Annotated in this window: 29 protein-coding genes; 16 read left to right on the top strand and 13 right to left on the bottom strand. The window is 63.2% G+C overall.

Annotated elements, in window-relative coordinates; translation table 11 throughout:
• The first annotated feature begins 100 nt into the window (after positions 1-100).
• From ABIB78_RS09705 to ABIB78_RS09735, 7 genes are all read left to right on the top strand, one after another.
• Positions 101-1,474 carry an aromatic ring-hydroxylating oxygenase subunit alpha gene (locus ABIB78_RS09705; protein WP_429023998.1) on the top strand — a complete coding sequence of 458 codons (1,374 nt, stop codon included), beginning with the start codon at positions 101-103 and terminating at the stop codon, positions 1,472-1,474.
• Positions 1,474-1,989 carry an aromatic-ring-hydroxylating dioxygenase subunit beta gene (locus ABIB78_RS09710; RefSeq protein WP_429023999.1) on the top strand — a complete coding sequence of 172 codons (516 nt, stop codon included), beginning with the start codon at positions 1,474-1,476 and terminating at the stop codon, positions 1,987-1,989. Before ABIB78_RS09705 ends, ABIB78_RS09710 begins: the two co-directional genes overlap by 1 nt.
• Before the next feature lie 8 nt (positions 1,990-1,997).
• The gene (locus ABIB78_RS09715; protein WP_429024000.1) at positions 1,998-2,321 is read left to right on the top strand and encodes a non-heme iron oxygenase ferredoxin subunit; all 324 of its coding nucleotides are present in this window, start codon (positions 1,998-2,000) and stop codon (positions 2,319-2,321) included.
• 37 nt (positions 2,322-2,358) lie between these two features.
• The gene (locus tag ABIB78_RS09720; protein ID WP_429024001.1) at positions 2,359-3,672 is read left to right on the top strand and encodes an MFS transporter; all 1,314 of its coding nucleotides are present in this window, start codon (positions 2,359-2,361) and stop codon (positions 3,670-3,672) included.
• Positions 3,669-4,262 carry a MarR family winged helix-turn-helix transcriptional regulator gene (locus ABIB78_RS09725; RefSeq protein WP_429024002.1) on the top strand — a complete coding sequence of 198 codons (594 nt, stop codon included), beginning with the start codon at positions 3,669-3,671 and terminating at the stop codon, positions 4,260-4,262. Before ABIB78_RS09720 ends, ABIB78_RS09725 begins: the two co-directional genes overlap by 4 nt.
• A 147-nt stretch (positions 4,263-4,409) precedes the next feature.
• On the top strand, positions 4,410-4,691 hold the full coding sequence (locus ABIB78_RS09730) for a hypothetical protein (protein ID WP_429024003.1): 282 nt from the start codon (positions 4,410-4,412) through the stop codon (positions 4,689-4,691).
• Positions 4,692-4,914: 223 nt separating this feature from the next.
• Positions 4,915-5,868, top strand: coding sequence for a helix-turn-helix domain-containing protein (locus ABIB78_RS09735; protein ID WP_429024050.1), 954 nt, complete (start codon positions 4,915-4,917; stop codon positions 5,866-5,868).
• A gap of 29 nt (positions 5,869-5,897) precedes the next feature.
• On the opposite strand, the gene ABIB78_RS09740 is transcribed toward ABIB78_RS09735, so the two are convergent.
• Positions 5,898-6,767, bottom strand: a complete 870-nt coding sequence (locus ABIB78_RS09740) for a DUF2066 domain-containing protein (RefSeq protein ID WP_429024004.1) — start codon at positions 6,765-6,767, stop codon at positions 5,898-5,900.
• A gap of 202 nt (positions 6,768-6,969) precedes the next feature.
• On the opposite strand from ABIB78_RS09740, the gene ABIB78_RS09745 reads away from it, so the two are divergent.
• Complete coding sequence (locus ABIB78_RS09745) at positions 6,970-7,983, top strand: zinc-dependent alcohol dehydrogenase family protein (protein WP_429024005.1); 1,014 nt, start codon at positions 6,970-6,972, stop codon at positions 7,981-7,983.
• Between the two features lie 18 nt (positions 7,984-8,001).
• Here ABIB78_RS09745 and ABIB78_RS09750 read toward each other — a convergent pair whose 3' ends face one another.
• On the bottom strand, positions 8,002-8,775 hold the full coding sequence (locus ABIB78_RS09750) for an enoyl-CoA hydratase-related protein (protein ID WP_429024006.1): 774 nt from the start codon (positions 8,773-8,775) through the stop codon (positions 8,002-8,004).
• Between the two features lie 101 nt (positions 8,776-8,876).
• Here ABIB78_RS09750 and ABIB78_RS09755 point away from each other — a divergent pair, with 101 nt between their 5' ends.
• Positions 8,877-10,466: a gamma-glutamyltransferase gene (locus ABIB78_RS09755; protein ID WP_429024007.1), complete on the top strand. Its 1,590-nt coding sequence runs from the start codon at positions 8,877-8,879 to the stop codon at positions 10,464-10,466.
• A gap of 694 nt (positions 10,467-11,160) precedes the next feature.
• Positions 11,161-11,721, top strand: coding sequence for a hypothetical protein (locus ABIB78_RS09760; protein ID WP_429024008.1), 561 nt, complete (start codon positions 11,161-11,163; stop codon positions 11,719-11,721).
• 557 nt (positions 11,722-12,278) lie between these two features.
• Here ABIB78_RS09760 and ABIB78_RS09765 read toward each other — a convergent pair.
• Together ABIB78_RS09765 and ABIB78_RS09770 are read right to left on the bottom strand one after the other, a co-directional pair.
• Entirely contained in the window at positions 12,279-12,578 is a 300-nt protein-coding gene (locus ABIB78_RS09765) for a hypothetical protein (protein ID WP_429024009.1), read from the bottom strand.
• An 87-nt stretch (positions 12,579-12,665) separates the two neighbouring features.
• Positions 12,666-12,962 (bottom strand): hypothetical protein, encoded by a 297-nt coding sequence (locus tag ABIB78_RS09770; protein WP_429024010.1) that lies wholly within the window; start codon positions 12,960-12,962, stop codon positions 12,666-12,668.
• 826 nt (positions 12,963-13,788) lie between these two features.
• Between ABIB78_RS09770 and ABIB78_RS09775 the strand changes: the two genes are divergently transcribed.
• Positions 13,789-13,989 carry a hypothetical protein gene (locus ABIB78_RS09775; RefSeq protein ID WP_429024011.1) on the top strand — a complete coding sequence of 67 codons (201 nt, stop codon included), beginning with the start codon at positions 13,789-13,791 and terminating at the stop codon, positions 13,987-13,989.
• Between the two features lie 252 nt (positions 13,990-14,241).
• On the opposite strand, the gene ABIB78_RS09780 is transcribed toward ABIB78_RS09775, so the two are convergent.
• Positions 14,242-14,463, bottom strand: a complete 222-nt coding sequence (locus ABIB78_RS09780; RefSeq protein ID WP_429024012.1) for a hypothetical protein — start codon at positions 14,461-14,463, stop codon at positions 14,242-14,244.
• A gap of 235 nt (positions 14,464-14,698) precedes the next feature.
• Here ABIB78_RS09780 and ABIB78_RS09785 point away from each other — a divergent pair, with 235 nt between their 5' ends.
• Entirely contained in the window at positions 14,699-14,944 is a 246-nt protein-coding gene (locus ABIB78_RS09785; protein ID WP_429024013.1) for a hypothetical protein, read from the top strand.
• Between the two features lie 225 nt (positions 14,945-15,169).
• On the opposite strand, the gene ABIB78_RS09790 is transcribed toward ABIB78_RS09785, so the two are convergent.
• Positions 15,170-15,370 (bottom strand): hypothetical protein, encoded by a 201-nt coding sequence (locus ABIB78_RS09790; RefSeq protein ID WP_429024014.1) that lies wholly within the window; start codon positions 15,368-15,370, stop codon positions 15,170-15,172.
• 229 nt (positions 15,371-15,599) lie between these two features.
• Between ABIB78_RS09790 and ABIB78_RS09795 the strand changes: the two genes are divergently transcribed.
• The 3 genes from ABIB78_RS09795 (at position 15,600) to ABIB78_RS09805 (ending at position 17,412) form a co-directional block, all read left to right on the top strand.
• Positions 15,600-15,806 (top strand): hypothetical protein, encoded by a 207-nt coding sequence (locus ABIB78_RS09795; RefSeq protein ID WP_429024015.1) that lies wholly within the window; start codon positions 15,600-15,602, stop codon positions 15,804-15,806.
• 399 nt (positions 15,807-16,205) lie between these two features.
• A complete protein-coding gene (locus tag ABIB78_RS09800; protein ID WP_429024016.1) occupies positions 16,206-16,907 on the top strand; it encodes a GrlR family regulatory protein in 702 nt (233 codons plus the stop codon).
• 328 nt (positions 16,908-17,235) lie between these two features.
• A complete protein-coding gene (locus ABIB78_RS09805; RefSeq protein ID WP_429024017.1) occupies positions 17,236-17,412 on the top strand; it encodes a hypothetical protein in 177 nt (58 codons plus the stop codon).
• A gap of 17 nt (positions 17,413-17,429) precedes the next feature.
• Here ABIB78_RS09805 and ABIB78_RS09810 read toward each other — a convergent pair whose 3' ends face one another.
• From ABIB78_RS09810 to ABIB78_RS09840, 7 genes are all read right to left on the bottom strand, one after another.
• Entirely contained in the window at positions 17,430-18,125 is a 696-nt protein-coding gene (locus ABIB78_RS09810) for a class I SAM-dependent methyltransferase (protein WP_429024018.1), read from the bottom strand.
• 120 nt (positions 18,126-18,245) lie between these two features.
• Positions 18,246-18,806: a hypothetical protein gene (locus ABIB78_RS09815; protein WP_429024019.1), complete on the bottom strand. Its 561-nt coding sequence runs from the start codon at positions 18,804-18,806 to the stop codon at positions 18,246-18,248.
• Entirely contained in the window at positions 18,790-22,020 is a 3,231-nt protein-coding gene (locus tag ABIB78_RS09820) for an AAA family ATPase (protein WP_429024020.1), read from the bottom strand. The genes ABIB78_RS09815 and ABIB78_RS09820 overlap by 17 nt, the downstream gene beginning before the upstream one ends.
• Positions 22,021-22,100: 80 nt before the next feature.
• Positions 22,101-23,393, bottom strand: a complete 1,293-nt coding sequence (locus ABIB78_RS09825) for an NAD(P)/FAD-dependent oxidoreductase (RefSeq protein WP_429024021.1) — start codon at positions 23,391-23,393, stop codon at positions 22,101-22,103.
• A 14-nt stretch (positions 23,394-23,407) separates the two neighbouring features.
• Positions 23,408-24,139, bottom strand: a complete 732-nt coding sequence (locus tag ABIB78_RS09830; RefSeq protein WP_429024022.1) for an amino acid ABC transporter ATP-binding protein — start codon at positions 24,137-24,139, stop codon at positions 23,408-23,410.
• Positions 24,136-24,789, bottom strand: a complete 654-nt coding sequence (locus ABIB78_RS09835; RefSeq protein WP_429024023.1) for an amino acid ABC transporter permease — start codon at positions 24,787-24,789, stop codon at positions 24,136-24,138. The genes ABIB78_RS09830 and ABIB78_RS09835 overlap by 4 nt, the downstream gene beginning before the upstream one ends.
• Before the next feature lie 189 nt (positions 24,790-24,978).
• On the bottom strand, positions 24,979-25,746 hold the full coding sequence (locus tag ABIB78_RS09840; protein ID WP_429024024.1) for an ABC transporter substrate-binding protein: 768 nt from the start codon (positions 25,744-25,746) through the stop codon (positions 24,979-24,981).
• A 181-nt stretch (positions 25,747-25,927) separates the two neighbouring features.
• Here ABIB78_RS09840 and ABIB78_RS09845 point away from each other — a divergent pair, with 181 nt between their 5' ends.
• On the top strand, positions 25,928-26,575 hold the full coding sequence (locus tag ABIB78_RS09845; protein ID WP_429024025.1) for a cupin domain-containing protein: 648 nt from the start codon (positions 25,928-25,930) through the stop codon (positions 26,573-26,575).
• Positions 26,576-26,701: the final 126 nt, after the last annotated feature.

Genomic DNA, 26,701 nt, shown 5'->3' on the forward strand with positions numbered 1-26,701 from the left:
TCCCGCCGTGGACGGACGAGAGCCGTGAAACGGCCATGGCTCTGCAGGCGACCTTGTGGGTCGCCTTGCGCAGCCGGCGGTAAGTCGAAGGGAGGACGTGATGAACGCTGCTTCGCAGAACCACGCGGCACGGCTGCGGGAGATCTCCCGGCTGATTGACGACCGCCCCAGCGAACGCATTTTCGAAGTCGATCGCCGGATCTTCACCGATCCTGACGTGTTCGACGCCGAGTTGCGCCATATTTTCGAGGCGACATGGAATTTCATCGGCCTGGAATCCCAGATCGCCCGGCCCAACGACTTCGTCACCACCCATATCGGCCGGCATCCGATTCTCGTGATGCGGAGCGCCGAAGGCAAAGTCGGCGCATTCCTCAACACCTGCCGGCATCGCGGAACGATCGTCTGCCCCTTTAAGCAGGGACGGCAGAAATTCCATGTCTGCCGCTATCATGGCTGGGCCTACGACTCGAGCGGACGCAACATCTCGGTGACGGAGGAAGCGAGCGGGCAGTATCCGCCGTCGTTCTCGAACAGGAATCACGACCTTCTTCCGGTCGCGCGGCTTGGCTCGTATCGCGGATTCCTGTTCGCAAGCCTCTCGGCCGACGTTCCGCAGCTGGAAGAGTTTCTCGGTGACACCCGCGCCTTCCTCGATCTCATCATCGATCAGAGCGACAGCGGTGAAGTCGAGTTCGTGCCCGGCGCCAGCACCTACACGTTCGATGCAAACTGGAAGCTGCAGTTCGAAAACGGTCTCGACTACTATCATTTCGCGACCACCCACAGCTCCTACGTCGATATCCTGAAGAAGCGCAACGCCACCGCAGGACCGGACGCCGGTTTCACGGTTGAGCCGGAAGGCGAACAGGAAGGGCAAGGCAGCTTCAGCTTCGACTATGGCCACGCCGTCAACTGGTCGATCAAGCGCACGCAACTGTACGGTCGTCCGCTCGGCATGGATCCAGCGCGTCTCGATGCCGTGCGGCAGCGCGTCGGCAGCACCCGCGCCAAGTGGATGCTTCGGCAACGCAACCTCACGATCTTTCCAAATCTCCAGGTCATCGACATCCTGTCGGCGCAGGCGCGAACCTGGCGGCCACTGGCGCCCGACAAGACCGAGATGGTGTCGCATTGCCTTGCTCCAGTCGGCGAAAGTGCCGCCGCGCGCACGCTTCGTATTCGCAATTACGAGGACTTCTTCAACGCATCCGGGCTCGCGAGCTCCGACGACAACGTCATGTATGAATTCTGCCAGACCGGCTACGACGCGACGGCCGCCGCCCCTACGCAAGGCTATCTGCGCGGCGTTGCGAACGTCGGCCACGGCGAAACCGCGCATACGCGCGAGCTCGGCATAACCCCATCCGAATGGTCGTTCGGCCCCACCAGCTTTGGCGGCGAGACGAATTTCCACCCCGGCTATCGCGAGTGGCGCCGGCTGTTGCAGCACGCCGCGGGGGAGACGGCGTGATGGCTGGCAACGCAAACAAGCAAACGGATGCTTACGCGGTCGCCGCCGCGACCATCTTCCGCGAGGCCCGCCTGCTCGATGCCGGCGAATGGGCCGACTGGGTCGCGATGTACAGCGAGGATGCCGTCTATTGGGTACCGGCATGGCTCGACGAATACACCACCACCAATGATCCCAATACGCAGGTCTCGTTGCTCTACCACGATGCACGGCGCGGGCTGGAAGAGCGGATCGCACGCATCGAGTCGCGCAAATCGATCACCGCGCTGCCGCTGCCGCGCACCGTGCACCAGATCTCGAACCTGGAAGCGTCCGAGACCGGGCCTGACGAGATCACATGCGAGTCGGTGTTCTCGGTCCACGTCTACGACCCGCGCGTCGCCAAGGAGCATCTGCGCCACGGGCGCTATCAGCACACGCTGAGACGTGAAGGCGAGACCTGGAAGATCACGCGCAAGATTATCACGCTGGTCAACGACCGCGTCCCGACCGTGCTCGATTTCTACAGCATCTGAGAGGGCAAATGACGGATCAAGGAATCTGGCACGAAGCTGCCGCGCTCGGCGCGTTGAGCGAAGGCGAGCCCTATGGCATCGAGATCGCCGGCCATCACATCGCGCTCTATCGCATCGGCAATGAGTACTACGCCACCAGCAATATCTGCACGCATGCGGAGGCGCTCTTGTCGGACGGCATCCTGGACGGCTGCGAGATCGAATGCCCGCTGCATATGGGCCGCTTCGACATAAGGACCGGCGAGGCGCTGACCAGTCCGGTCGAGATCGACATCCGGACCTATCCCGTGCGCGTGGCAGGCGACCGGTTGGAAGTCTGCCTGCCCGCATGAGGCGACCATCAAAAATCAAGAATCGGGGGAAGCTGGGATGACCGAAGTCGTGATGGACAAGGCGGCGAGTGCGACCGCCGACCCGGAGATCGAACGCACCACCATCCGCAAGGTCGCGCTGCGCCTGATGTGGTTCGTGATGGCGATGTACTTCCTCGCCATTCTCGACCGCGGCAACATCTCCTTTGCCGCGCTGCAGATGAACAAGGAGCTCGGCCTCAACGCCGAGATGTTCGGCATCGCGGTCGGGATCATGTACTTCACCTATTCCATCTTCGAGATCCCGAGCAATCTCATCCTCAGCAAGTACGGCGCACGCGTCACGCTGACGCGGATCGCGATCCTGTGGGGCATTGCCACGGTGCTGATGGCCTTCACGCAGGGCCCGCTGAGCCTCTATGCATTCCGTGGCTTCCTGGGCTTTGCCGAGTCCGGCCTGTTTCCCGGCGTCATGCTGCTGCTGAGCCTCTGGTTTCCGTTCAGCTACCGCGCCCGCTACAACGCGATGTTCAATTATGCCGTGCCGATCTCCTACATCTTCGCCTCGCTGATCTCCGGCGCCATCCTCGAGCTGAACGGAACGCTCGGGATTTCGGGCTGGAAATGGCTGTTCATCCTCGAAGGCGTACCGCCCATCATCCTGGGGATCGTCGGCATCTTCTATCTGACCGACCGCCCGCAGCAGGCGAGCTGGCTGTCGACGGCGCAGCGCAACTGGCTGACCGGTGCACTGGAGCGCGATGCCAAGGCAACCGGGGTGGTGCATGCCGAAGGCGTGCTCAGGACCATCACCAAGCCGATGGTGCTGCTGTTCGGCCTGTGCAATTTCGCCCTGTTCTGCGGCCTGGCGTCGCTGTTCCCCTGGCTGCCGCAGATCATCAAGTCGTTCGGCCTGCCGAATTCGCAGGTCGGCTTCGTGACCGCGATCCCGCCGATCGCCGGCCTGATCGGCATGATTGCACTGTCGCGCCACTCCGATCATGTCGGTGAGCGCTTCTACTATGCCGCGACGACCTTCGTGATCGCCGCAGCGGGCTTTGCGATCGCGGCCTTTTCCACATCGCCGATCTGGATCATCATCGGATTCATGGTTGCCAATGTCGGCGTCTATGGTACGCAGGCCGTGTTCTGGACTATTCCGCAGTCCTACATGTCGCGGCAGAGCGCGCCGGGAGCGATCGGCCTGGTCGGCATGATCGGCAGTATCGGAGGCGCGACGATCCCGATCGTGATCGGACGCGCCAAGGACGCTTCGGGCAGCTTCACCACCGGTTTCCTCGTAGTAACAGGCGTTCTCCTCGTCGCGGCGGTCCTGGTGTTGATCGCGCGCACACAACTCGTGAAAGAATGAAAAATCGGACTGCCACAAGTCGCACCAAGGCCCCTGATCCGCGCCACGCCCCGCAGGAGGACGCGCGCTCGGAGCTGGTGATCGATTTCGAACGCTATGTGCCGACGGTGCTGTCGAGCCTGGTCGCCAAGTTGCGCGCGAATGCCAATGCGTTCTTCCCGAAAGCCTACGGCGTCTCGCTCGCGGAATGGCGGGTGCTGTCCTTTCTCAGGGAACATGAGCCCGCCAGCGCCTACGACATCTGGACCAACGCGCAGCTGGACAAGGCCGTCGTCAGCCGCGAGACGACATCGCTGAAGAAGAAGGGGTTGATCAAGCTGACGCCGGTCAGGGGCAGCGCCCGGAACCGGAGCGAGATCCGGTTGACAGCTCAGGGTGTGGCGCTGCTTGACCGCAGCCTCGACGAAATCCTGCGCCGGCACAGCAACCTCACGGCCGGCCTAGATGCCAAGGCGCTGGATGCCTTCTTCCGTGTCGTTGAGCACATCGAGCACCGCATTCCTCACATGGCCGATCCGTCCGAACATGCCGCGCCGGCCCATGCGCCGGTCAAGCGCATTGCGAAACAGAGATCGCCAACCGGCGCCTGAAGGCGCCAGGCCGGGAAGACGGCGATCGCGCAGATCGAAATTCGAGTCACGGTGCGGTGAGTGCACGAAGGAACCGGGCGTAATTTAGGTTTCAGTAAGCAAGTTGCAGCTAGGATCGATCAGTGAGTTGCGTATAGGAGACTTCCAGTGATCGACTTTGACGAACTTCGTAGTATCGCCGCGGATGTTCGTATCTTTATCGATGCTTCGGAAGACAAGGGCGGCGCCTTGAAGGCCATCGTCGAGGCCTACGATGTCGTCCTCGGCATTTTCCCGGCCGGCCCTGGAATGGACCTTCACGTGGTCAAGGGCACCGAGGTCCTCCATCACATCGCGCAGACCCAGGCCTCATCGGGCTTCACGCATACCGCGATCGCATTCCAGACCCGCGAGCAGGCTGTTGCGCTTGAGCACCTGATGGCGGCCTAGCCACCGGCGCAGAGCCGCTGACGACCGCGCATTTTGCTTTGAGATCAAACGATTGTCCGCCCTGCGGCGGGGCGATATGCACTTTGTGCCAGTCTCGTCCCCAGGGCGCGCGGCCAAACAAAACGACGTCCCGACCCATCAATCCCGTGCCGTCGTCCGCGTTGCCATCCCGGGCAAAACCGGCAAGAATCCCGTCCACGATTCCGTCGTGGGACGCGTGGATATGGGCCAGCACCTGACGGTCAGCACCGGCGAGCTTGACGGCTTCGAGGGACTCCACGACGCCGTCAAAGGCTCGCATGTCGAAGTCATGCAGCTTGAACGCGGCAAGCTGCGCGGTACGTTGTCTCATGTCGGGATCGGCGATTTTTCGCTCAGCATCGGCGCATTCAATGTCGGGGTGCGCACGCAGCGCATCTCGACCGATCCCAAGCTGATCATCGGAATGCTGCTGCGCGCGACGAACCGCGTCACGCATTGGGCATTCGACATGCAGCCGGGCGACGTGCTGGTGATTCCTCCGGAGGTCGAGCATGACGGAATCTTTCACAGCGCCTCGTCGTATGCCGCGATTCGCTTCGACATGGCTGACCTGCCTGACGTGTTCGGCGGCGAGCCACGGCTCGCCGATGCCGAAACATGGAGCGCCAAAAACCATTTTCGTGCGGACCGCACCATCGGCATGAGCGCCGCAGACAGGCTGCCGCAGATCGTCGAGCACCTCGCGCGCTATCCGGACGCGCTGTCGGAATCGTCAGCCGAATTCTGGAAACGCGCGATCATTGATTGCGTGACCGCGACAGTCGTCACGTCGCTGCCGCCCGATGGAGCGGGCTATCTGCCGTCGGCGATGAAGCTGGTGCGCCAGGTCGAGGATTATCTGCATGCCGCGGGCGCCCGTCCGGTCCACGTCTCGGAAATCTGCACCGAGCTTCGGCTGTCGCGACGCAGCCTGCACCGCGCCTTCCACGAGGTGTTCGGCGTCGGCCCGGTGACATTCCTGCGCTACAAGCGGCTCTGCATGGTCCGTTCGATCCTGCGCGAAAGCACGCCGGACCAGACCACCGTCTCCAAGGTTGCGATCGAACAGGGGTTCATCGAGCTCGGGCGCTTCTCGCAATACTACCGCGCGATGTTCGGGGAATATCCGTCGCAGACGCTCGGCTACGCCGGCTAGAGCGATCAGCCCGCTAGGCTCCGACCAGCTCATTTCGACCGCCCCGGATCACCATTATCAGACAGCACCTGCGCAGCGCCGCCGATGCCGCGGCGGAAGGATTCATCGAAGGTGACGCGGCGGAACTGCCATTTGTAGTCCTTGCCGCGCCAAGCCATCTGCCACTGCGTGGCCCAGCCGAGATCCTTGTCATCCCAGACCAGCCGTCCGATCAGAATTGCCTCGCCACCCTGTGGCGCGACGATCGATGTCAATCTCGCCGGCGGCATCTTCAACAGCTCGGCCGCGGCGACGTCGGCGCTCGCCAGCGCGGACGCGTCCGGCAGCACGAAGCGCATGCCGCGCTTGCCGGCTGCGGCCGCAAGCGCGTCACGCTGCAAATCGGACTGCGTTCCGTCTGATGTGACGATGTAGTTCTTCGGACCGTGCTGCATTTCGACGAAGACGCCGAGCACCGGCCGCTGCGATCGCCACGGCTTGAGACCGAGCTTGGCGAGAATGCCGTCGATCTTCTTGTCGTCGAAAGCTACCGTCAGGTCGTAGGGCCGGTCACGGGTGCCCTGCTCGTCATGATGCGGCTTGCCGGCGTACTGGTCGTGATAGTCGAAACTGCTGACGAACTCCTTGGCCTTCGATTTGTATGCGGCTAGCCGGCGGTCGCCTGCCAGCATTGGTTGACCGGAGACCTTGATCAGAACGTCCTCCAGGCATGCACCAAAGCCAATGATCCGGTTCGGCTCGCCCTGGCCGGTGACGACGGTCTGCGCGCGGTAGAGGCCGTCGTCAGCTGCTGCGATCGCGTCACCACAGCAAATCAATGCGGCAACAAGCAGCGCGCGAACCACGCCGCGTGCGTGCGTGGCGATCGGATTGCGTTTCGTCTCAAGCAAGGCAGCCATGGTCACCTCCGCCCGGTCGCTTCATCGTCGGAACAGATTGGCGGTATTTTTCTGGTGCGCCAACGCATTCGGGCGTGGGCGCCATTTCGTCGGCCGCGCCGGGCGCTATGGCCACGTGCGGCAGGCATGACATATGCTCCGCGCATGTGTGGCGGCGCCGGGAGCGCTGCCCGAAACGAGAACACGCAGCAGGAGACGTCCCGTGAAATGCTATGAATTGCAAGGCCCCGGCGGCGTCGACGCGCTCGCGCTGGTCGACAAGCCGGTTCCGCAGGCCGGCCCCGGCGAAGTGTTGGTGCGGCTGAAGGCGGCGACGCTCAACTATCGCGACCTGCTCACGGTCAAGGGCGGTTACGGTTCGCGCCAGAAATTTCCGCTGGTGCCGGTCTCCGATGGCGCGGGTGTCGTCGAGGCGGTCGGCGCCGGAGTCAAGAATTTCGCACCCGGCGATCGTGTCATCGGCAGCTTCTTCGAAAGCTGGATCGGCGGCGAGCCCAGCGAGACGCGGATGCGCGCGGCGCTCGGCGGCAGCGTCGACGGCGTGCTGACCCAATACCGGGTGTTCCCGGCGCACGCGCTGGTGCGTACGCCGGACCATCTCAGCGACATCGAGGCCGCCGCACTGCCATGCGCGGGGCTTACGGCATGGAGCGCGGTGGTCAAGCTCGGCGACATCAAGCCGGGACAGACGGTGCTGACCCAGGGCACCGGCGGCGTCTCGCTGTTCGCGCTGCAATTCGCCAAGATGTGCGGCGCCCGCGTCATCGCGACCTCCTCCAGCGACGCCAAGATCACACGGCTGAAGCAGCTCGGCGCCGATCTCACGCTCAACTACAAGACCACGCCCGATTGGGGCAAGAAGGCGCGCGAGCTGACCGGGCGCGGCGTCGACCTCGTCGTCGAGGTCGGTGGCGTCGGCACGCTGAACGAGTCGATCCGTGCCACCAGGATCGGCGGTACCATCGCCTTCATCGGCGTGCTCGCAGGTCCGGCCTCTTCCGACACGCGGCTGCCGCTGATGGTGATGCAGCAGCAGCGGCTGCAAGGCGTCACCGTCGGCTCGATCGAGGATCTGCAGGCGCTTTGCGATGGGATCAGCATGCACGGCGTCAAGCCCGTGATCGACAAGGTGTTCGCATTCAACCAGGTCAAGGATGCGTTCGCCCACATGGCGAGCGGCGCGCATTTCGGCAAGGTCGCGATTGCGATCGGATAGTGTGAAAGCGATCAAGGCCTAGCGCCCCGTGAACTGGGCCTTGCGCTTCTCGACGAAGGCCTTGCGGCCTTCCTGCGCGTCGGCGCTCTCGCGGATCACCTGCTGCAGCTCGATCTCGCGACGGAACTGATCGGCATAGCTCGCGTGCTCGCTCTCCTCGAGCAGCTGCCGTGTCGCGACCAGCGCACGCGTCGGGCCGTCGGCCAGTCTGCCGGCGAGCGCCTTCGCCTCGTCGAGCAGCTTTGCGTCATCGACCACATCGCGCACCAATCCCCACTCCTTGGCTCGCTCGGCCGGCAGCGGCTCGTTCAGCAGCATCAGGTCGAGCGCGCGCTGGCGGCCGACCAGCCGCGGCAGCAGCCAGGTCGAGCCGAGATCGGGCACCAGGCCGATCCGGCTGAACACCTGGATGAAGCTCGCCGAGCGCGCCGCCAGGATGATGTCGCCGGACATCGCGAGGCTGAAACCGCCGCCCGCCGCGACGCCGTTGACCGCGACCACCACCGGCATACGGCATTCGCGCAGGGCTTGCATCGCCGGCCAATAATGCCTCATGACGCCGGTGTAGATGTTGTCGCCGAGCGACTGGAACGCCTTGAGGTTCTGCCCGGAGCAGAAGCCGCGCCCCTCCCCGGTCAGCACCAGCGCACGGATGCCGGGATCGAGGCTCATCTCGCCGACGGCGCGTGCGAGATCGCCGAGCAGTTCCGGCGTCATCGCATTCAGGCTAGCGGGATCGTTGAGCGTCAGGATGCCGACCTTGCCGTCCCGTTCACGCTTCACAGCAGTCATTTTCCGCTCCCTGAAATTGGTTCTTGTTGCACTGACAGTGCCATGCTTGGCATGCTACGCCAACGTGCCCCACCCGCAACAAGAACAGCGAAAGCAACGCCATGTCCGACCAGTTCTCCAACTCGCAAGTGATCCGCAAACCGGCCGTCAGCGCCAAGGGCGGCATCGTCGCCGCGCAGTCGCGCCGAGCGGCCGAGGTCGGCGCGGAGATATTGGCCGCGGGCGGCGATTGCGTTGACGCCGTGATTGCAACCACCTTCGCGCTTGGCGTGGTGGAGCCCTGGATGAGCGGCGCCGGCGGCGGCGGCGCGATGGTGCTGTATCGCGCCAAGGAGAACCGCGTCGAGGTGATCGACTACGGCATGCGCGCACCCGACGGCCTGCGCCTCGAGGACTATCCGCTGACTGGCGGCGCGGCCTCGGACCTGTTCCCCTGGGCGCGGGTCAAGGACGACCGCAATCTGCACGGCCCCGGCTCGATCGCCGTGCCGGGCGTCGTTGCCGGCATGGAGGAGGCGCACCGCCGCCACGCCAAAATGCCGTGGAAGGACCTGCTGGCACCGAGCGTCAAGCTCGCTGGTGAAGGCCTGCTGGTCGATTGGTGGACCACCGCGATGATCGCAAGCTCGGCCGCCGATCTGCGGCGCTATCCCGCCAGCGCCGCGGCCTATCTGCAGGATGGCCTGCCGCCGAACGCGCAGTGGGGCATCAGGTCGACCGTGCGCATGCCGCAGGACAGGCTGAAGGCGACGATGGCGCAGCTCGCCGCCGCGGGTCCGCGCGATTTCTATCAGGGCGATCTGGCGCGCAGCATTGCCGACGACATCCAGGCCGCCGGCGGTGCATTGTCCGTGCGCGATCTCGCCGCCTTCCGCGCCCATCTGCGCGAGCCACTCAAAATTTCCTATCGCGGCGGCACGGTCTATGCGACGCCGGAACTGACCGCGGGCCCCACCATGGCGCGCACCCTCGGCCTGCTGCAAAAGGCGTTCGCGCCCGCGCAGGGCAGTCCGGATGCGGCGGCCTACACAGCCTATGCGGAGGCACTGCAAGCCGCCTATCGCGAGCGGCTGAAGGACATGGGCGATGTCGACGGCCGCCGCGCGCTCGGCGCGGAGGCGATCGCCCCGAGCTGCACCACGCATTTCTCCGCGGTCGACCGCGACGGCAACATGGCCGCGGTGACGCAGACGCTGCTGTCGACCTTCGGCTCCAAATTCGTGACGCCGAACACCGGGCTGACCATGAACAACGGCATCATGTGGTTCGATCCGACGCAAGGCAATCCGAACTCGCTCGCGCCCGGCAAGCGCTGCCTGACCAACTACACGCCGGTCGTGGCGCAGGCGGCCGATGGCCGCACGCTTGCCGCCGGCGCATCGGGTGGCCGCCGCATCCTGCCCGCGGTGTCACAGCTGCTCTCCTTCGTGATGGATTTCAGCATGGATCTCGACGCCGCGATCCACCAGCCGCGGATCGACGCCAGCGAAGGCGCCGTCGTGATCGGCGACAAGCGCCTGCCCGAGAGCGTGCGCGCTACGCTGCGCGGCCGCTTCGACTTCGAGGAGGCCCGCATCCAGACCCTGCCGATGAAGTTCGCCTGCCCGAGCGTCGTGCTGCGCGACGGCACCACCAACAGCGGCGCCACCGAACCGTTCCAGCCCTGGGGCGATGCGGTGGCGGAGGGGTGAGGGCATCACGCGGCGCTCGATCGGTTCGCTGTCCCTGCGCCGGTCGAGACGACTTGCAATTTGCGGATTCACACCCAGAACAACCACGGTGTCATCACGCGCGAAAGGATCCAGTATTCCAGAGACGGCGGTGCGTGAGCCCAGACGCCGCGGCGTACTGGATCGCCCGCCGGAGCCTGTCATCGGGCGCGCACTCGCGCGACCCGGTGGCGGGCGATGACGGGTGTGTATGTGGACGCAACTTCGCGTTCTCGCGACATGATTTGTCCGAGCTTTGCTCTTCGTTCCGCCCTTGAAGAGGGCGCAGGGAAAGCCGGGTGCCGATCGCACCCATGGGTCCCGTGCAACAAAAAAGCACGGGCGGTAGGACCACAGGTGTAACCGGAAACATCCCAGCTTTCCCTGCGCGATGGGGCTACGGCTTATACGTGCTCTCCCCGGCGAGACTGGGCTTGCTTGTCACCGTCTTCACAACGCGCATCGCGCAATGCGAAAAGACACCTACCACCAGGGCGTCAGGACCACACGTCTATAATTTGGCATTCGGTGAAACACGCCGAAACGAAGAAAAGCCTTTAAAACAAGTACCTTTTGCCTACCCTGTTTCGGGGTGCTTCGGCGGGTTTCGCCAAATCTAGGGCCCGGCCCCAAGGCCGGCCCTGTTGGTCAAATCCTTTAGGAGCCTGAAACCGCAATGAATACTACCACGACCACCGAACCCGCCGGCAAGCGCGCCCGCAACGGCAGCGTCATCCTGACTGATCGCCTCTGCGAGAAGCGGGTCACCAAGCGGCTCAAGATTTACGACCGCAGATGCCCGGGCCTCTATGTCAGCATCACCACCGCCGGCACGCGCCGAAAAGAAGGCATCGAAGTGTTCCGCGAATGCCAGATTGCGGCTCTCGAAGAGCAGTCTCGTACACGCGCTGCCGTCAAGATAGGGCATGCAGAGACCACTACCGGCCAAGGCGAGATTTTTCAGTCCCTACACGAAATGGGGCCGGACGACCTCCTTAGATACTTGCTGTCTGAGCGTGAGGCAGCGGCGCGCAGGATTCTCGAACTGGCACCAGAGGCGCCGAATGCCATTCAATACGAACAATTGTGGCCGCAGATTCTGGCGCGGAGCGTCGTCAAGAAGGTTGACGTGAATAAGATTGTCGCGAGGCTGCGGACTGAAAACAAGCTGCTCATTCCCGACTGGGAGAAGGGCAGACGGGTGCCCCAAGACGGCTATCGCTTGCAGCGCGCTTGAACCTACTTCGCCCGCGCCGTACTCGGTGCAGCCCGAAAATGGTTGCAAAAGACCGCAGCTACGGCGAGGGCAGATACCGCTCTCACTCCACCGCCATGGGGCTTGCCACATTCATCAAAATAGGACCGCGCCGAGGACATTCGATCGGTCTGTAGAGCGGTCGGGCCATGTACCATCGCGGCGCGTCTTGCGGATCGAGCCCTTCGTGCGTCAACGTGCGATTTAATGTAGCATCTGTCGTCGATGATGCCGCGATACGTGCTCAGCCAGTTCCGCGTTTAAGCAGTTTAGGATGTGCTCCAACTGCTCGTTGACAAGCATGAGAGCCCTGAGGGCGCTATATACATCGCCATCACAGGCGGCGACGATCTCGTCTAGCTCCCGGTCATACTCATCCAGATGATCGTTGGTCGTTGGGCGCAGCATACGAGCAACATCCAAACAGAAAATGTCGTCTCGGGACGACGAACGCAGCACTTGTCCTCGCTATTCACAGGCGGTCGCCAAAGTGCAGGGTTGTATTTCGACGAGCCGCGCTTTGCTCTGAAACGATACTTCTAGGCGTATTTGGGGGTTGCATGATCGAAGTGTATTTGAACGTCAGGCGTGATCTGCTCGTTGTAAGAAAGGGATTTCCGGTGCCCGGCGTTGGCGCGCAGGGGAAATGGCGCAAGAGCAAGAAGAGGATCGTCAAGGTTAGCGAGGAGATCAGGCGAGCGGTTGACCGCCAAGGCTACTACATGCGCAGGCTGAGCGATCTCAAGAAGAACTAACACGCCGTCGCAAAGATGAATGAAGCGTGATGGGCAGCACATGCCGGCTGATGCGCTCAAGATCGTGATGGAGGTGACAGTCATAATAAGTCGGCTGCCGGACCCCCGTCAGATTGTTCGGGCGTCAGCGCGCATCCCGATCGTGGCTGCGCCAGCGAAGGAGCAATAACGCTAGTCGCAGCGCCGCTCCCTGCGCGTAACCATGCGGCCGTCGTCGCGTTCAACAGTCGTAGTCACCATGCGGCAATGCTGTCGTGGGCCGACCGTAACGCCACCCGGGCCAACGCCGACGGTGGTGTCGCGGTCGTAGCGATAGCGGTCTCTCTCGTAGCGGTCGTCCCGGTCCCGCCCGATCTGCACATCGACGCCTTGGGCCATCTTGACGCCTTCGGCATTAGCTGGATTACTAAGTGGGCTGGTTGTCAGCGCGACTGCGGCTGCGCCCAAGGCAAGAGCGATCCTCAACATGTGAAGTCCTCCCTTGAGGTTGAACCGGTGTAACGGGAGCGAACACTGACCGTTCCATGCCGTATGCCGCATCTTCACGCAAAAACCCGGCCGCCGATTAAGACGGCCGGGCGAGCGCAAATATGATTTTGATGAACGCCGCGATTATGCTGCGGTGCGAGCAGGACTTCCATCCCGGACGAATACGGGTGCAGGCGGTGCCTAGGCACACTTGAGTGGGTCGGCTGTTAGCCGCTGGACCGAGGCAAGAACGCATCCACGGACGCGGCTATTCGGGACGCCAATTCAGTGGCGGTCGGCGTGGACTGCTCTTCGAGCGGCGAGCCGACGGAATGGACCGCCGCCAATCCAGCACCGGCGGTACAAACGGCTATCGCAATTGCAGCAAGATGTTCGATCCTCATGACGATGGTCCCTCGCATCGCCCCACGAGTTAACCGGACACTTTCAGAATTGGTTCCCGAGCGTGAGCGAGTTCCTATGGGCGATCGCCGGCAGTGCCCGGCCTTCGCATGATCAATCCTTCGGCTCCGCGCCCAATAGGTTCCTCACTCCGCTCAGCGATCGGAATTGGGAACGAAGAGCCTCGCCAGGACTTTAGAAGCCATGAGACCGCCGCTCGCTGGTGAACGACCCAGCGCAATGTCGCGGATAGCCAAAGGTCGCTACCAAAGACCCGCTGTTGTCAAAACAAGCGCTCGCGCAAGATAGCCAAAAGCGGCGGTCTCCGGTTCATTCAAAATCGCTAGCCGTGCCCCGATCAGTTGCGGGGGAGCGTACTGTCGGCCTTGCCGGTGGCGTTGTTCATACGACCGGAGGCTGTGTTATGCGCGACCGCATCGACATCGACTACGTCCACAGTCGGGCCATTGTTCGAGCGATCGGCGAGAGGCTACAAGCGTCGCTGAAACCAGAGACGGAACTCTCGCCGAAGCTCAAAATGCAAATCGACCGGCTCCGCGAATTGGAAGAGCAGTCACCCTCGATCATTCCAGCGGCTGAGCGCCGGGATAAGCCTCGCCGTTGAGCAGGATGACTAGATCCTCCATTGGCTGTGCGGTGCCCAGAGCGCGCGCGTTCCTTTCAGAACAACCCAATCAAGATGAAAAAGGCGACCTCAGTCAGGAAAGTGACGCTCATAATCGCGACGGTGAGAAATACGTCGGCCACGGGTAGACTGGTCATAATGAGCCTCGCCTTTCGCGAAGCCCCGAACCCATAAGCCAAACTCCCCGAGAACAGAAACGTTTCGGTTCCAAACGTCGGGGATCAAGATGCCCTATCGAATTTCCAGTTCACTGATCGCTTGAGCCGAAATGTCTGCGGGGTCGGCAATTCCGGTCTGCGCGACCTTGATGATTGTCTTCGCGATCAGTTGCGTCAGCGGATCGTCGCGGTCCTTGACGCACAACTTGTGCAGGGCCTGCTCATAAGCCCTCCTGACGAGGTTGGCCTCCTCCGGCGACATTGTACTGGTTTGCAAGTGAAGGAAGGTTGACATTTTCGCCCTCTCAGCCTCACCGGTGCCATGAAACCTTACCACGGGAACCTGTGGTCCCCGCGAAAAATTGGCAGATGTCGGGAGCAGCCGTTCCAGCGGATTTGGGTGAATTCGCCGTGGTGGACCGCTGCCGTGATGGAGGGCGGCTAAGCGCCAGAGGCCGCCGGTGAGGCGGCCTTGCCCTCTCTACTTACTGGCGGTAACGCTGGCTCTTGGGCTGGCGCAGGGGATTGTGGTGGGCAAGGCTCGCGAATTTGTTGATTTCTGGATCGAGAACAGCGTTCACGCTGTCGAGCAATATCGGACTATCGGCGCGTCGCAGGATGTGGCCGAACTGGCCGGCCGCCTTATCGAGGCTGCTAAGGTGCAAGGTATCTCGGAAGCCGACTTGCAGGCTGAGATCGGCGACATCTCCGACTACATCGCAGACAAGCTCAAGGCAGCGAACAGGACTGAGAGGGAACGGCGTAAGCCGACCTAGGCGTCTGCAATCCCGGTGCCGGCATAGCCATCGCAGAGCGGCACGAAAGAGACGGCAACCGAGGCGGCCTTACTTTTTCAATCTGTAAACATCGCCGGGCTTGAGGTTGAGTTCTTCGAACATTCGTTGCTGCTTGTCTCGCCCTCGCTCCTGAGGCATGAGTTCGGCCTACCGTTTTTGCATTCGGCATAGCGGCCGCTCCTTATGAGAGTGATTGCGACGGGCCTAGGAATAGCGGTTCAAGCGCGACAACTTTACCGACTTGAATTCTCCGATCAGACGATCGCCGTCCCACAATTCGATCTGATTGTCGCGAGCAAGGGCTTTAGCGCTCTCCTTGGCCGCAGCTTCGTCAAAGCAGAGCAGATCTATGCGATTGGCGATGTGCCCATCGCGATCAAGAATGTATGCGGCGTACTTGCGCATGAGCATGGCCGACCAAGGTTCCACTTTAACGAATATTGGAACCATTGGTTCCGGAGCGTCAGTTCCGGGGCATTCGGTGAGTAGCACTGACCTTTGCCTGCGCATGGATCCTACCAATGGAGGGAGGGCCATTCGGGTACGCCGGACGCCGGCCATTTCGGATATCTGGCGGCGGCCTTTTTCGATTTTGCTCCGCCCATTATTGTTTGAATTTCCGCAGGATAGGCCGATGACCAGCCTAGAACAGACATGGCGATTATGGCGGGTGCTTTCCCGGGCCGATCGGGCGCGGTTTCTTGCCATGCTGCGCGAGGTATACCGCCGGGAGCGCGAGGCGACCGTGCGGGCGAATGGTGGCCGTGGGTATGACGCGGCGGCGCCCAGCCTAGTGGAATTGAAGCTGACCGAGGCGGACATTCAGCGGCTTCGGCCATAAACGGCCGCTGATGCCGCGTAAATCATCGGCCCGGTCCTACAGCGGCCGGCCGGAAAATCGCATGGGCGGCAGTTTACCGGCCCGGGTAAACGGCTCGCTGAGCCGAGGCATGATCTAGGGCGAACTTTGAAGGTGCAAACGTCAGCTTTTGGCGGCTATGCGGAAGTCTTGCGATCCGTGAGGGATTGCCGCTTGTGATACACAGTCTGGACCCAACTCGGACATCGTGTTCGTTTGATCTACCTCAACAGGCGATATTCCCTCGTCGCCTATATCGCCGCGAGGTAACTTCCATCGACGGAAAGGAAGCCGTGTTGAAGTTCAGCCCAGGATAAAATCGGTCTTTGGCGTGGCGGCGGAGAGGAACAGGTTGCAGGCCAGGATGCGGCCGGAGCGGAAATGCTGGAGGGACTTTACAAGGTCGAGATGCACACGGTGCACGGTTCCCGCCGTGGCGTCCTCTATTTCTATGACGGCAAGATGATGGGCGGTAGTTCGGCCTTCGCATTCATCGGCACCTTCACGGAGTCTGCAAGCGGCGAGGTATTGGCGGACATGTTGACGTTGCGCCACAACGAGGATCTGAATTTCCAGCCTCTGTTGAAGACCGACATTGTCACGCTGACGCTCAAGGGCAGGCAGCAGGACGAGCAATATTATTTTGAAGGTGGCGCGCCGCAATTACCGGGCGTTGCCTTCTACGCGGTGATGACCCCCATCAGCGAGGAGGTCACGCCGCCGATCACTCCGGTCGGACAAGGCGGCATCGGCAACGGCCTCTATTCCTTTCACATTCGGATGCTTGATGGCATCGATGGCGGCAATACCGGCGTCATGATGCTGCACGACGGCCGGATCCACGGTGGCGACGCGTTCTTCGATTATATCGGCTCCTACACCAGTATGAACGGTCGGTGGAGGGGCGAGCTCGTCAATCACGAGCACACGCCAAGCATCGGCGAGCGGCCGGTGTTCGGCGGCTACGAGGTCGGCATCGGCTTTTCCGGCACCTACACCAACGAAGGCGCGATCGCGGAAGCGACTGCGCTTGTCGGCAAGCGCAGCGTTCGCTTCAGCGCGGTACTGAAGAAGATGGCATAAGCCATCTACATCGGCGATTGGGACTGGCAAGGTCATCAGATCGAAAATAACACCCGGAGCGTTCTCGAACGCGAGGTCGGGTCGTTGAACTGGAAGCGGCTCGCATTGACCGAGGAACAGATCGATCACTATGGCTTGCGTCGTCTCCAGATCATGAAGGTTGATCGACGTTACACGCCCGGCAATCCTGGCTATCGCTTCCCGGCGGTCGAGACCGAGGCTCTAAAGCAACTGGAGCTCGGATCCCGCGCAGAGCAGCGACAGCCTGTCGGGCTGCTGCGCCGCTGCCGTCAAGGACAAGCTTCCGTCACCGCCCGACTATCATTTCGTGAAGGATGCAAAGCATTTCTCCTTCCTTGCGCTCTGCACGCCGAAAGAGGCGGAGAAGGTTGCAAACATCTGCACCGACGCGCCGGGCTTCGACCGCGCCGCGTTTCATCAACGCTTCCACGCCGAGGCCATCGCGTTCTTCAGAAAGCATCTGGGCGAGGCCGCAACGCGCTGAGTGCGGACGTCGTGCGATCAGGAATCGTTACATCGCACGAGCAGGGTGACTTCGTTCATGCCGTAGCCGTCGATCGTCTCGACGGTGCAGCCGAGCTCGTGTTCGCAATAGTGGATCCACGGCTTGGGGCTGGTGCAATAGAGCTGCGCCTGCTCCGCATTCGTACCCACCGCGCATTCCGCCTCGCCGGTGACGAAGTTGACGCTGAAGCCGCGCTGGCTGGCGTGGCGCAGATCGGACAGCATCCGGGCGACAAACCTCTCCCAGGATGCGCGGGAGCCGCCGACATTGACATTCATGATGCCGCTCGCGACCGAGTAGGCCGCGCGGCGCGAGCTGCCATTGCCGACCTTGAAACGTCGTCCCGGCGCCGAGAAGCGGCGGCGCGCGCGGCTGACCATGGCGAGCGACAGGTCGATCCCCAGATAGTCGATGGCGGCGTGCGGGTGGCGCCTCGCGAGATAGGCGCAAAGCGCGCCGTATCCGCAGCCGATGTCGTTCAGGCTGAACGGCGCGGAGAAGTCGCAGATCTTCAGCAACTGGACGAAGCGGAGGTCCTGGGTGGCCTGGCAGGACCAGTCCACCCCGCGCGGGGTGGCGCCGTATTTGGCGACCCGCGCGCTGTAATAGGACTCGACATCGGCATACACCGCGGAGAACCGCGCCCGGTCGCCTTCATCGCCGGAACCTGCGGCCTCCGCTGCGATGCTCATTTCTTACTCACTTCCTAGAGCGTTTTCGAGCGAAGTGGATACCGGTTCGCGTGAAGAAAACGCGTCAAAACAAGAATCTAGAGCCCCGTTCCGATTCAATCGGAACGGAAAAGGCTCTAGTCATTTCTTGGCCTTCTTGGCCCGGCGTTGCTTGGCTGCCGCCGCGAGCTCCTTGCGCGCGACCCGGCTCGGCTTGGTCGGGATCGATAGAACCCGATACGAATGGGTCGAGTAGATCAACGGTGTGCTGCCTTCGGCTGCAAACGTCACCTGCGGATTGTCCTTCATGGCGTGAACGACAACAAGCACCGGCAGCGCCGGCCCCTGCGTGAGCGCCTGCCGGAACGCCTGAACCACCCGCTTGTATCCGTTCACATTGGGCTGATCGGACGGATAGTCCTTGAGCGTGCCGAGGAAGGTGTACCAGCGCTGCCGCTCGACCCGGTCGGCCGGCTCGATCCCGATCAGCCTGAACGACTGCTCGAGGGGATGATTGGGAGAGAAGATGTCGAACTCCTTTTGCAGTTCGACCATCTCCATGATCCCGCCGGGACCAAACCGCTTGTTCAGCAGATCCAGGACATCGCGCGTCGTATCGTCTTGAATCATCCGTCCCATAAAAACCCCCTCAGTACTTTGTTTCCAGAAATGAAAAATCGTCGCGTTAGCGGCGTCGCTCAAGGTGCAATCGAAGCTGATCGAATTGTGGTGTGAAGTAGACTGCCCCGGAGACGTCGAGCAAATTCTGAGCGCCGCCGACAATCTCGTCAAGCTCATCATGTGACGTGCTGCCCAGCGCGCAGGTGATCAGGCCGCGCAGGACGGTCGCGTGCAGTTCGGCGACGCGATCGGTCCTTCGCCGCGCGACCATCAGCGCCTCGTCCGCCGCTTGCAGCGCCGCATGATGGTCGGCGGCGCGATAGAGCGCTTCGGCCAGATCCGCGAGCATGCGGGCCTCGAATTCCAGACCCGCTCGCGCGGAGCGAGCAAAGTCGATCGCCTCCTGAAGCTGCGCTGCGGCGACCTTGAAGTCGCCGGCGGCGCCGCTGGCGAGGCCGGCGCTGGCGCTGGCGGCAACCCGAAGGTAGGGCGTACCGGACTGCTCGGCCAATTCGGCGATCCTGGCCGCGTGCGGCTTTGCGAGTTCCGCCCGGCCGCGGCTCCAGCCCATCTCCACCATTGCGAAATGCGGAATGAACTGCACGACGGCGGCGAAACGCTCCGGCTCGGCCCGCAGCACCTCGTCAATTCGCTGCTCGGCCTCGTCGAAGCGGCCCAGCCGGACCAGTATTCTGGTGCCAAGACACTTGATCCAGTGCTCGACATCGAAGCCGAGGATCTGGTTCGGGTTGAGGCCGAGTGTGACGTTGTTGTGAAAGCCGCCCTGCTCGGCAATGGCCGCAACCGCCACCTGCCCGGCGTCCAGCGCCTCGCCAAGACGGCCCGACAGGAAGAACGCCTGGCTCAGCATGGCGTTGACGGTCGCAAATCGTCCGACGTCCCCGGTGCCGGAGGTCAGCTTCAAGGCGTCCTGCACGAGATTGACGTAGTCGTCGGCCGCCGCAGTCGCGGCGAGGATCCTGCCATAGGCGCCGAGCAGGATCGGCTCATGCATCCGGTCCGCGGTCCGCGCGTATTTGATCGCCTCTTCGGCGTAGGGCTTGACCTCTTCGGCGGACATGCCCTCACGCCAGCCGAAGTTAAGGATCTGGCCGCTCGACATCGCCCTCAGCCGGTCGACATATTCCGACGCCGGCAGGTCCTGAAGCAGGGCGCGAACCTTTTTCCAGCTCTTCATCGCCTCGGCAGAGTTGGTCTTGCCGATCCACCGCGCCGCGCGCTGCAAATGCGTGACCGCCTCCAGCGGCTGGCCCGCGGCCTCGTAGTGATAGGCGAGCAGCCCGGCAAACTCGTCGAGCTTGCCCCAGTCGAAGCTCTCGATGGCCTTCGCGACGGTCGCGTGCAGCGAGGTCAGCCTCGACCGCAGCTGGGTTGCATAGGCTACCTCCTGGATCAAGGGATGGCGAAACGCGAGCAATCCCTTGTCGTAGGGCGGCAGGTCGTACAGCAACTCGGCCTGCCGGAGCTGCGCGATTGCGTTCAGCAAATCGTCGTTGGGCAGCGCCGCGACCGGACGCAGCACCGACATCGCGACAAGCCGGCCGATGACGGCCGCGGTTTCGAGCACCTGCTTGGCGACCTCCTCAAGGTGATCGATGCGGGCGGCCACGACGGCCTGCACCGTCGCGGGCAGCGGCACCGCATCGACGCCATGCTTGAGCCGGTAGTTGCCGCGTTCGCCCTCCACATTGCCGCGCTCGACGACGGTGTTGGCAAGCTCCTCGATGAAGAACGGATTGCCCTGCGCGCGTTCGATGACATTGCTGCTCAGCGAGGCCAGCGAGGGATGCTTGCCGAAATGCTCGCGGAGCAGCTCGTTCGAATCGGACCACGGCAGCGGCGGTATTGCGATCTGACGGTAGTGGGAACGCTGCATGAACGGTGCGGTGAAACCCGGCCTGAAATTGACCACCAGGAACGTCGCGGTGCCGACAATGGCATCGACCAGCGCCTCGACGAACTCCTCGCTCGCGGCGTCGATCCAGTGCAGATCCTCGACCAGGACGACCGTCGGCGTGTCACCGGGACGCGCACGCACCAGCGTTCGAACGAGATCGAGCAGTTGCAGCCGCAGCGCGCGCGGATCGAGCTTCGGGGCCGGATGCTCCGGATCGGCAAGCCCGAGAAATTCGAGCAGCACGAGCAGTTCCTGGTCCGACGAGGCCATCCGGGCAAAACCGTCGATGACGCGACGCCGGGATGTCTCGACGGGCTCCTTGGCGCGGATGCCGAAGATGTCGCGCAACAGCTCGAGCACCGGCTGGAACGGTGTGGCGCGCCCATGCGCCAGCACGCGGGCCTCGTAGACGCGAATGCCCTTGCGGCGGCAGTTTTCGGCGAACTCGAAGCAAAGACGGCTCTTTCCGATACCGGCGTCGCCGACCATGCCGACAACCCGCCCGTCGCCGGCGACCGCACGCGACAGCTCATGGTCCAGCGCCGCCATCTGCTCGGTCCGGTCGACCATCGAGGTCAGGCGCCGGCCGCTGCGGAAAACGTCGCTCGCGGGCGCACTGAGCAGCCCCGTCAGCCTGAAGACCTCCACCGGCGTGGAGATGCCGCGAATGGTCTGCATGCCGAGCGGCAAGACCTCGACGAACTGCCTGGCGCCGAGATAGGTGTCCCGCGTGATGAGGATCGTCCCCTCCTCGGCCATCTGCTCCATCCGGTTGGCGATATGGACGTTGGCGCCGGCGGCGTCGTAGGTCTGATAGATGGTGTTTTCCACCGTTTGAACGATGACTTCGCCGGTGTGCAGCCCGACCCGGATCTGCATGCCGGGATCGGCCAGTCTTGCAACCGAATCCTGCATGGCCAGGGCGGCGAGACAGCCGCGGACCGCATGGTCTTCATGCGGCCGCGGCGGCGCGCCGAACAGCGCCATGACGCCATCGCCCTGGATCTTGTTGACGATGCCGTCGTAGCGGTGGACGGCCTCCTTCATCAGGTCGAGCACCGGCTCCAGGCGCCGCATTCCGAGTTCGGGATCGCCGAGGCTGTCGATCAGATTGGTCGAGTTGCGGATATCGGCAAACAGCAAGGTGAGGTTCTTGCGCTCGCCGCCCTTGGTGCTGAGCGAACGGAGCATCCGCTGCGATGGCAGATCCGGACGGACGGCTCCGGTCGCGAGCGCGGTGCCGCAGCGGCCGCAGAAGCGGCTCGCGGGCCCGTTCACATGGTGACAGGAATCACATTTGACGCCTAACGGCGCACCGCAATCTTCACAGTAATCGTTGCCAGCGCGGTTCGCATGACCGCATCGCTCGCACTGCATGAACAGCCTTTCAGTAAAGACTGCGAATATATCCGACGCACCAGATTAGCCCAGCACATTCTGCAATTGTGTTATCGGCTTCACACACCGAGCCGGTCCCGCACCCGCCCGGTCAGCACGGCCGTGGTGACACCGACCCGCCAGAACGCGTGCATCGGGATCGGCTTGATGCCGGTAACGGGCATGTCGATCTCGGCCTTGGGACCGCCGATCAGGCGGCGGGCCAGTTGCGCACCCATCGCGGTCGAGAGCGCAACGCCGCGGCCGTTGCAGCCAAGCGAGATCAGCAGATTCTCAGCCGGCGCATGGACATGCGGGTAGTGATCCGCGGTGATGGCAAGACGGCTGTTCCAGCCATGGGTCCAGCTGACGCCCTCAAGCTGCGGCCACAGCCGCTCGGCGTAGCGGATCAGATAGGAGATGTCGGACGGGCTCTTGATCCAGCGCATCGGACCGCGGCCGCCCATCAGCAGCCGGTTGTGCTGGTCGATGCGGTAATAGACCGTGATGTGGCCGCTCTCGTAGAGCACCGGCCGGCTCGGCATGATTGCGCGAGCGATCTCGTCGGGCAGCGGCGCGGTCGCCGCGATCGACGAGAACACCGGCACGATGGTGCGGCGAAGCGCCGGCCAGAGATCATCCGTAAAGCCATTGGTCGCGAGCAGCACCTTGTCGGCATGCACGATTGCGCGCGGGGTTTCGATCCGCCAGCGGCCGCCGTCACGGCCGAGCCGCAGCGCCGGCGTCTCGCCATGGACGGCAACGCCGGCGCCGATCGCCGCTCGCGCAAGACCGCGGGCGTAGCTCAGCGGATGCAGGTCGCCGCCGCGCGCATCGAGCATCGCGCAGAGGTAGCGGTCGCTGCCGGTCATCGCACGCATCTCGGCGGCGTTGAGCAGTTTGACGGGCATGCCGCGCCGGATGCACTGCTTCGCCGTGGTCTCGATCGCGGCGGCACTGGCTTCATTGTAGGCGGCGCGCAGCGTGCCGTTCTGCCGCGCCTCGCAGGGGATTTGGTAACGGCGGATCAGCTCGTGCGTGAAGTTGGTGGTGCCGTAGGAGAACTCGATCATGCGGCGTCCGAGATCGGCGCCGAAATCCTGTTCGATCCGGTCGGGGTCGTGCTTGAGCCCTGGGTTGGTCTGCCCGCCATTGTTGCCGGACGCGCCCCAGCCCGGCTCCTGCGCCTCCAGCACGGTCGCAAGCACACCCTGCTCGGCGAGGTGCAGCGCGGTCGACAGGCCGGTAAAGCCGCCGCCGATGATCGCGACCGGCACGCTCTTGTCCGTCGTCAGCGGTGGCGTCGGCGTCGCCGCCACCGCAGTGTCGGCATAGAGGCTTGGCGGCAGCGGCAGGCGAGTGGACGCGTTCATTGCAGGTGACCTGATCACAACGGGTGCAGCACACGGCGCAGAAAATCCTGGGTGCGCGGGTGCTGCGGTTGGTTGAGGACGGATTTGGCGGCGCCCTGCTCGACGATGATGCCGCCGTCGATGAACAGCACGCGGTCGGCGACGTCGCGGGCAAAGCCCATCTCATGCGTGACGACGACCATGGTCATGCCGTCGTCGGCGAGCTTGCGCATCACCGAGAGCACCTCGCCGACCAGCTCCGGATCGAGCGCGGAGGTCGGCTCGTCGAACAGGATCGCCTTCGGCTGCATCGCCAGCGCCCGCGCGATCGCGACGCGCTGCTGCTGCCCGCCCGAGAGTTTTGGCGGGTGAACCTCGGCCTTGTCGGCGAGACCGACCTGCGCAAGCAGCGCGCGGCCGCGCGCGACGGCCTGCTTGCGTGGCTCCTTCTTCACATAAAGCGGTCCCTCGATGACGTTCTCGAGCGCAGTGCGATGTGGAAACAGGTTGAAGCGCTGGAACACCATCGAGACCTGGGTGCGAATCGCCACGATCGAGCGGTCGCCCGGATTGACGCGCGCGCCCTCGACGCTGATCTCGCCGCGATCATAGCTCTCGAGCCCGTTGATGCAGCGCAGGATGGTCGACTTGCCGGAGCCGGACGGACCGACGATGCAGACCACCTCGCTCTTGGCGACGGACGCGGTGATGCCCTTCAGCACCTCGACCTTGCCAAAGCTCTTGTGGACGTCGCGAAGCTCGATCATTTCCGATTCGCCTTGTTCTCGAAGTGCCGAACCAGCAGGATGAGCGGAATGCTCATGGTAAGGTACATCAGCGCCACCAGTGTGAACACGCTGGTGTTCTTGAAGGTCGAGGAGGCGATCAGCTTGCCCTGCAGCGCGAGCTCGGCGACCGTGATCGTGGACGCCTGCGAGGAATCCTTCAGCATCATGATCATGATGTTGCCGTAGGGCGGCAGGATGATCCTGACCGCCTGCGGCAGCACCACGCGGCGCATGGTGAGCCACCAGCCCATGCCGATGGTCTGCGCCGCCTCGATCTGCCCCTTGTCGATCGCCTCGATGCCGGCGCGGAAATTCTCCGCCTGATAGGCCGAATAGGCAATGCCGAGCCCGATGATCGCGGCCTGCAGCGCCGACAGCGCGATGCCGAAATCGGGCATCACGAAGTAGATGTAGAACAGCAGCACGATGATCGGGATGCCGCGGATCACATTGATCAGTGCTGCACTGAGGCCGACGAGAATGCCGATGCCGGACACCCGCATCAGCGCCCACACCAGCCCGAGCACGGTCGAGAGCAACAGCGAGCCCACGGTGACGACGATGGTCAGCCAGACGCCCTGCAACAGGATCGGGACGAACTCGATGGCGTCATGGAAGAATTTTTGCATCGGCTCAAACGCGCGACTTGAACGGCTGGCGAGTTGAGGACGACCTAGTTGCCGTCATGGCCGGGCTCGTCCCGGCCATCCACGTCTTTACTGACCGCTTGGAAAGACGTGGATGCCCGGCACAAGGCCGGGCATGATGAGCCAGGCGGTGGCTGCCTGATGTCATCGGACGCATTTTGAATCGGCCTCTCAGGACGCACCGGCCTTCTGCCCCCATTTCTCGAGGATCTTGGCGATCGTGCCGTTGGCTTTGAGTTTCGCCAGCGAGGCGTTGATCTTGGCGAGCAGCTCGGTATCGCTCTTGCGGACGCCGATTGCGACCGTGCCCACGGTGACGGGCTTGTAGCCGTCGACCAGCCGCACATCGGCGAAATTGCCCTGCTGCAGATTGTAGGCGAGGATCGGATAGTCGGCGAAGCCGGCCTTGAGGCGGCCCGCATTCACGTCGCGCAGGATGTCGGGAATGGTGTCGTAGACCTTCACCTCGCTGAACAGCCCGGTCTTCTTCAGCGCGTCGACGAACGCAGTGCCGACCTGGGCGCCGACCACCGTGCCCTTCAAATCCTCCTGCGTGGCATAGGCCTTGGTGTCGGCCTTCGGCACCACGAGGCCCTCGCCATAGCTGTAGACGGGATCGGAGAAGTCGATCACCTCCTTGCGCGCGGCGGTGGCGAACATCGCGGCCGCAATGATGTCGATCTTGTTCGCGGTCAGCGAGGGGATCAGCGCCGAGAACTGCATCGGCTCGATCTGCACGGAAAAGCCGGCGTCCTTGCCGATCTCGGTGGCGAGATCGACCATGATGCCCTGGATCGAATTGGTCTTGGTGTCGAGGAAAGTGAAGGGGATGCCGGTCGGCGTCGAGCCGACCTTCAGCACCTGCTGCGCCTCCGACGGCGCGCTCAAGGCGAGGGCAAGCGCCGCGACCGCGGCCTGGACGAGACGCTGAAACGACATCGCAACACCTCCCGAAGCTGGCCGTAGCGCCGCATCGCCCTGCTTTTCGAGCTAGATGTTGCGGGCGACGCTGTTCCGGCCTATTTTCACCAATATGAAATTGTGGTCATGAAACCGCGGCCGATGCAAGCGGTTTTCATGCACATGAAGGAAGCGGATTGACGTGAGCGGCGGCAAGAGAATGCGCAAAGGCGCGGCAGCGCGGCCCGGGGCAGCACGCCGCGCCGCCAAAAAACCGGTCAAGAAGCCGGCCGAGCCCGCGATGGATCTTGCAGTCGGACGCCGCATCCGCGACCTCCGCCGCAGCAAGGCGATGTCGCTGGAGACGGTTGCCGCCGCGACCAGACTTTCGATCGGCTTCATCAGCCAGATCGAGCGCGGCCTGTCGTCGCCCTCGCTGCGCGTGCTGGCGACGCTGGCCGACGTGCTCGGCGTCGGCATCGCCGCGCTGTTCGGCGCGACGCCGAGGGACGACAGCGCCGGCGGCGTCGTGACCCGCGAGGTGCAGCGCGCCGAGCTGAAACTGTGGCGCACCGGAATTTCAAAACAACTGCTGAGTCCCGCCGGCACCGAGAGCCGGCTCAACCTGTTCCTGGTGCATCTCGAACCCGGCGGCAACACCGGCGACGAGTTCTATACCCATGACGGCGAAGAGGCCGGCCTCGTGCTTGCCGGCGAGATGATTCTGACGGTGGACACGGAGACCTGGACGCTGAAACAAGGCGACAGCTTCCGCTTCGCCAGCCGGCGTCCACATCGATTTTCCAACCCGGCGCGGGATGCCAAGGCCGTGGTGCTGTGGGTGAACTGCGTGACGCAGGCGGGGTGAGGCCCCGCTTTCCCCGTTCGTGGGGCCCGCGCAGGCCGGGGCGGCAACCCCCGGAAATTAAGCGGGCCCCGCCCCAAAAAACCCACCCCCACCACAAAAACAAGAGAATTTTTGGGGACATAAAGG

It is taken from the genome of Bradyrhizobium sp. I1.14.4, from assembly GCF_050435825.1.
GTDB lineage: Bacteria > Pseudomonadota > Alphaproteobacteria > Rhizobiales > Xanthobacteraceae > Bradyrhizobium.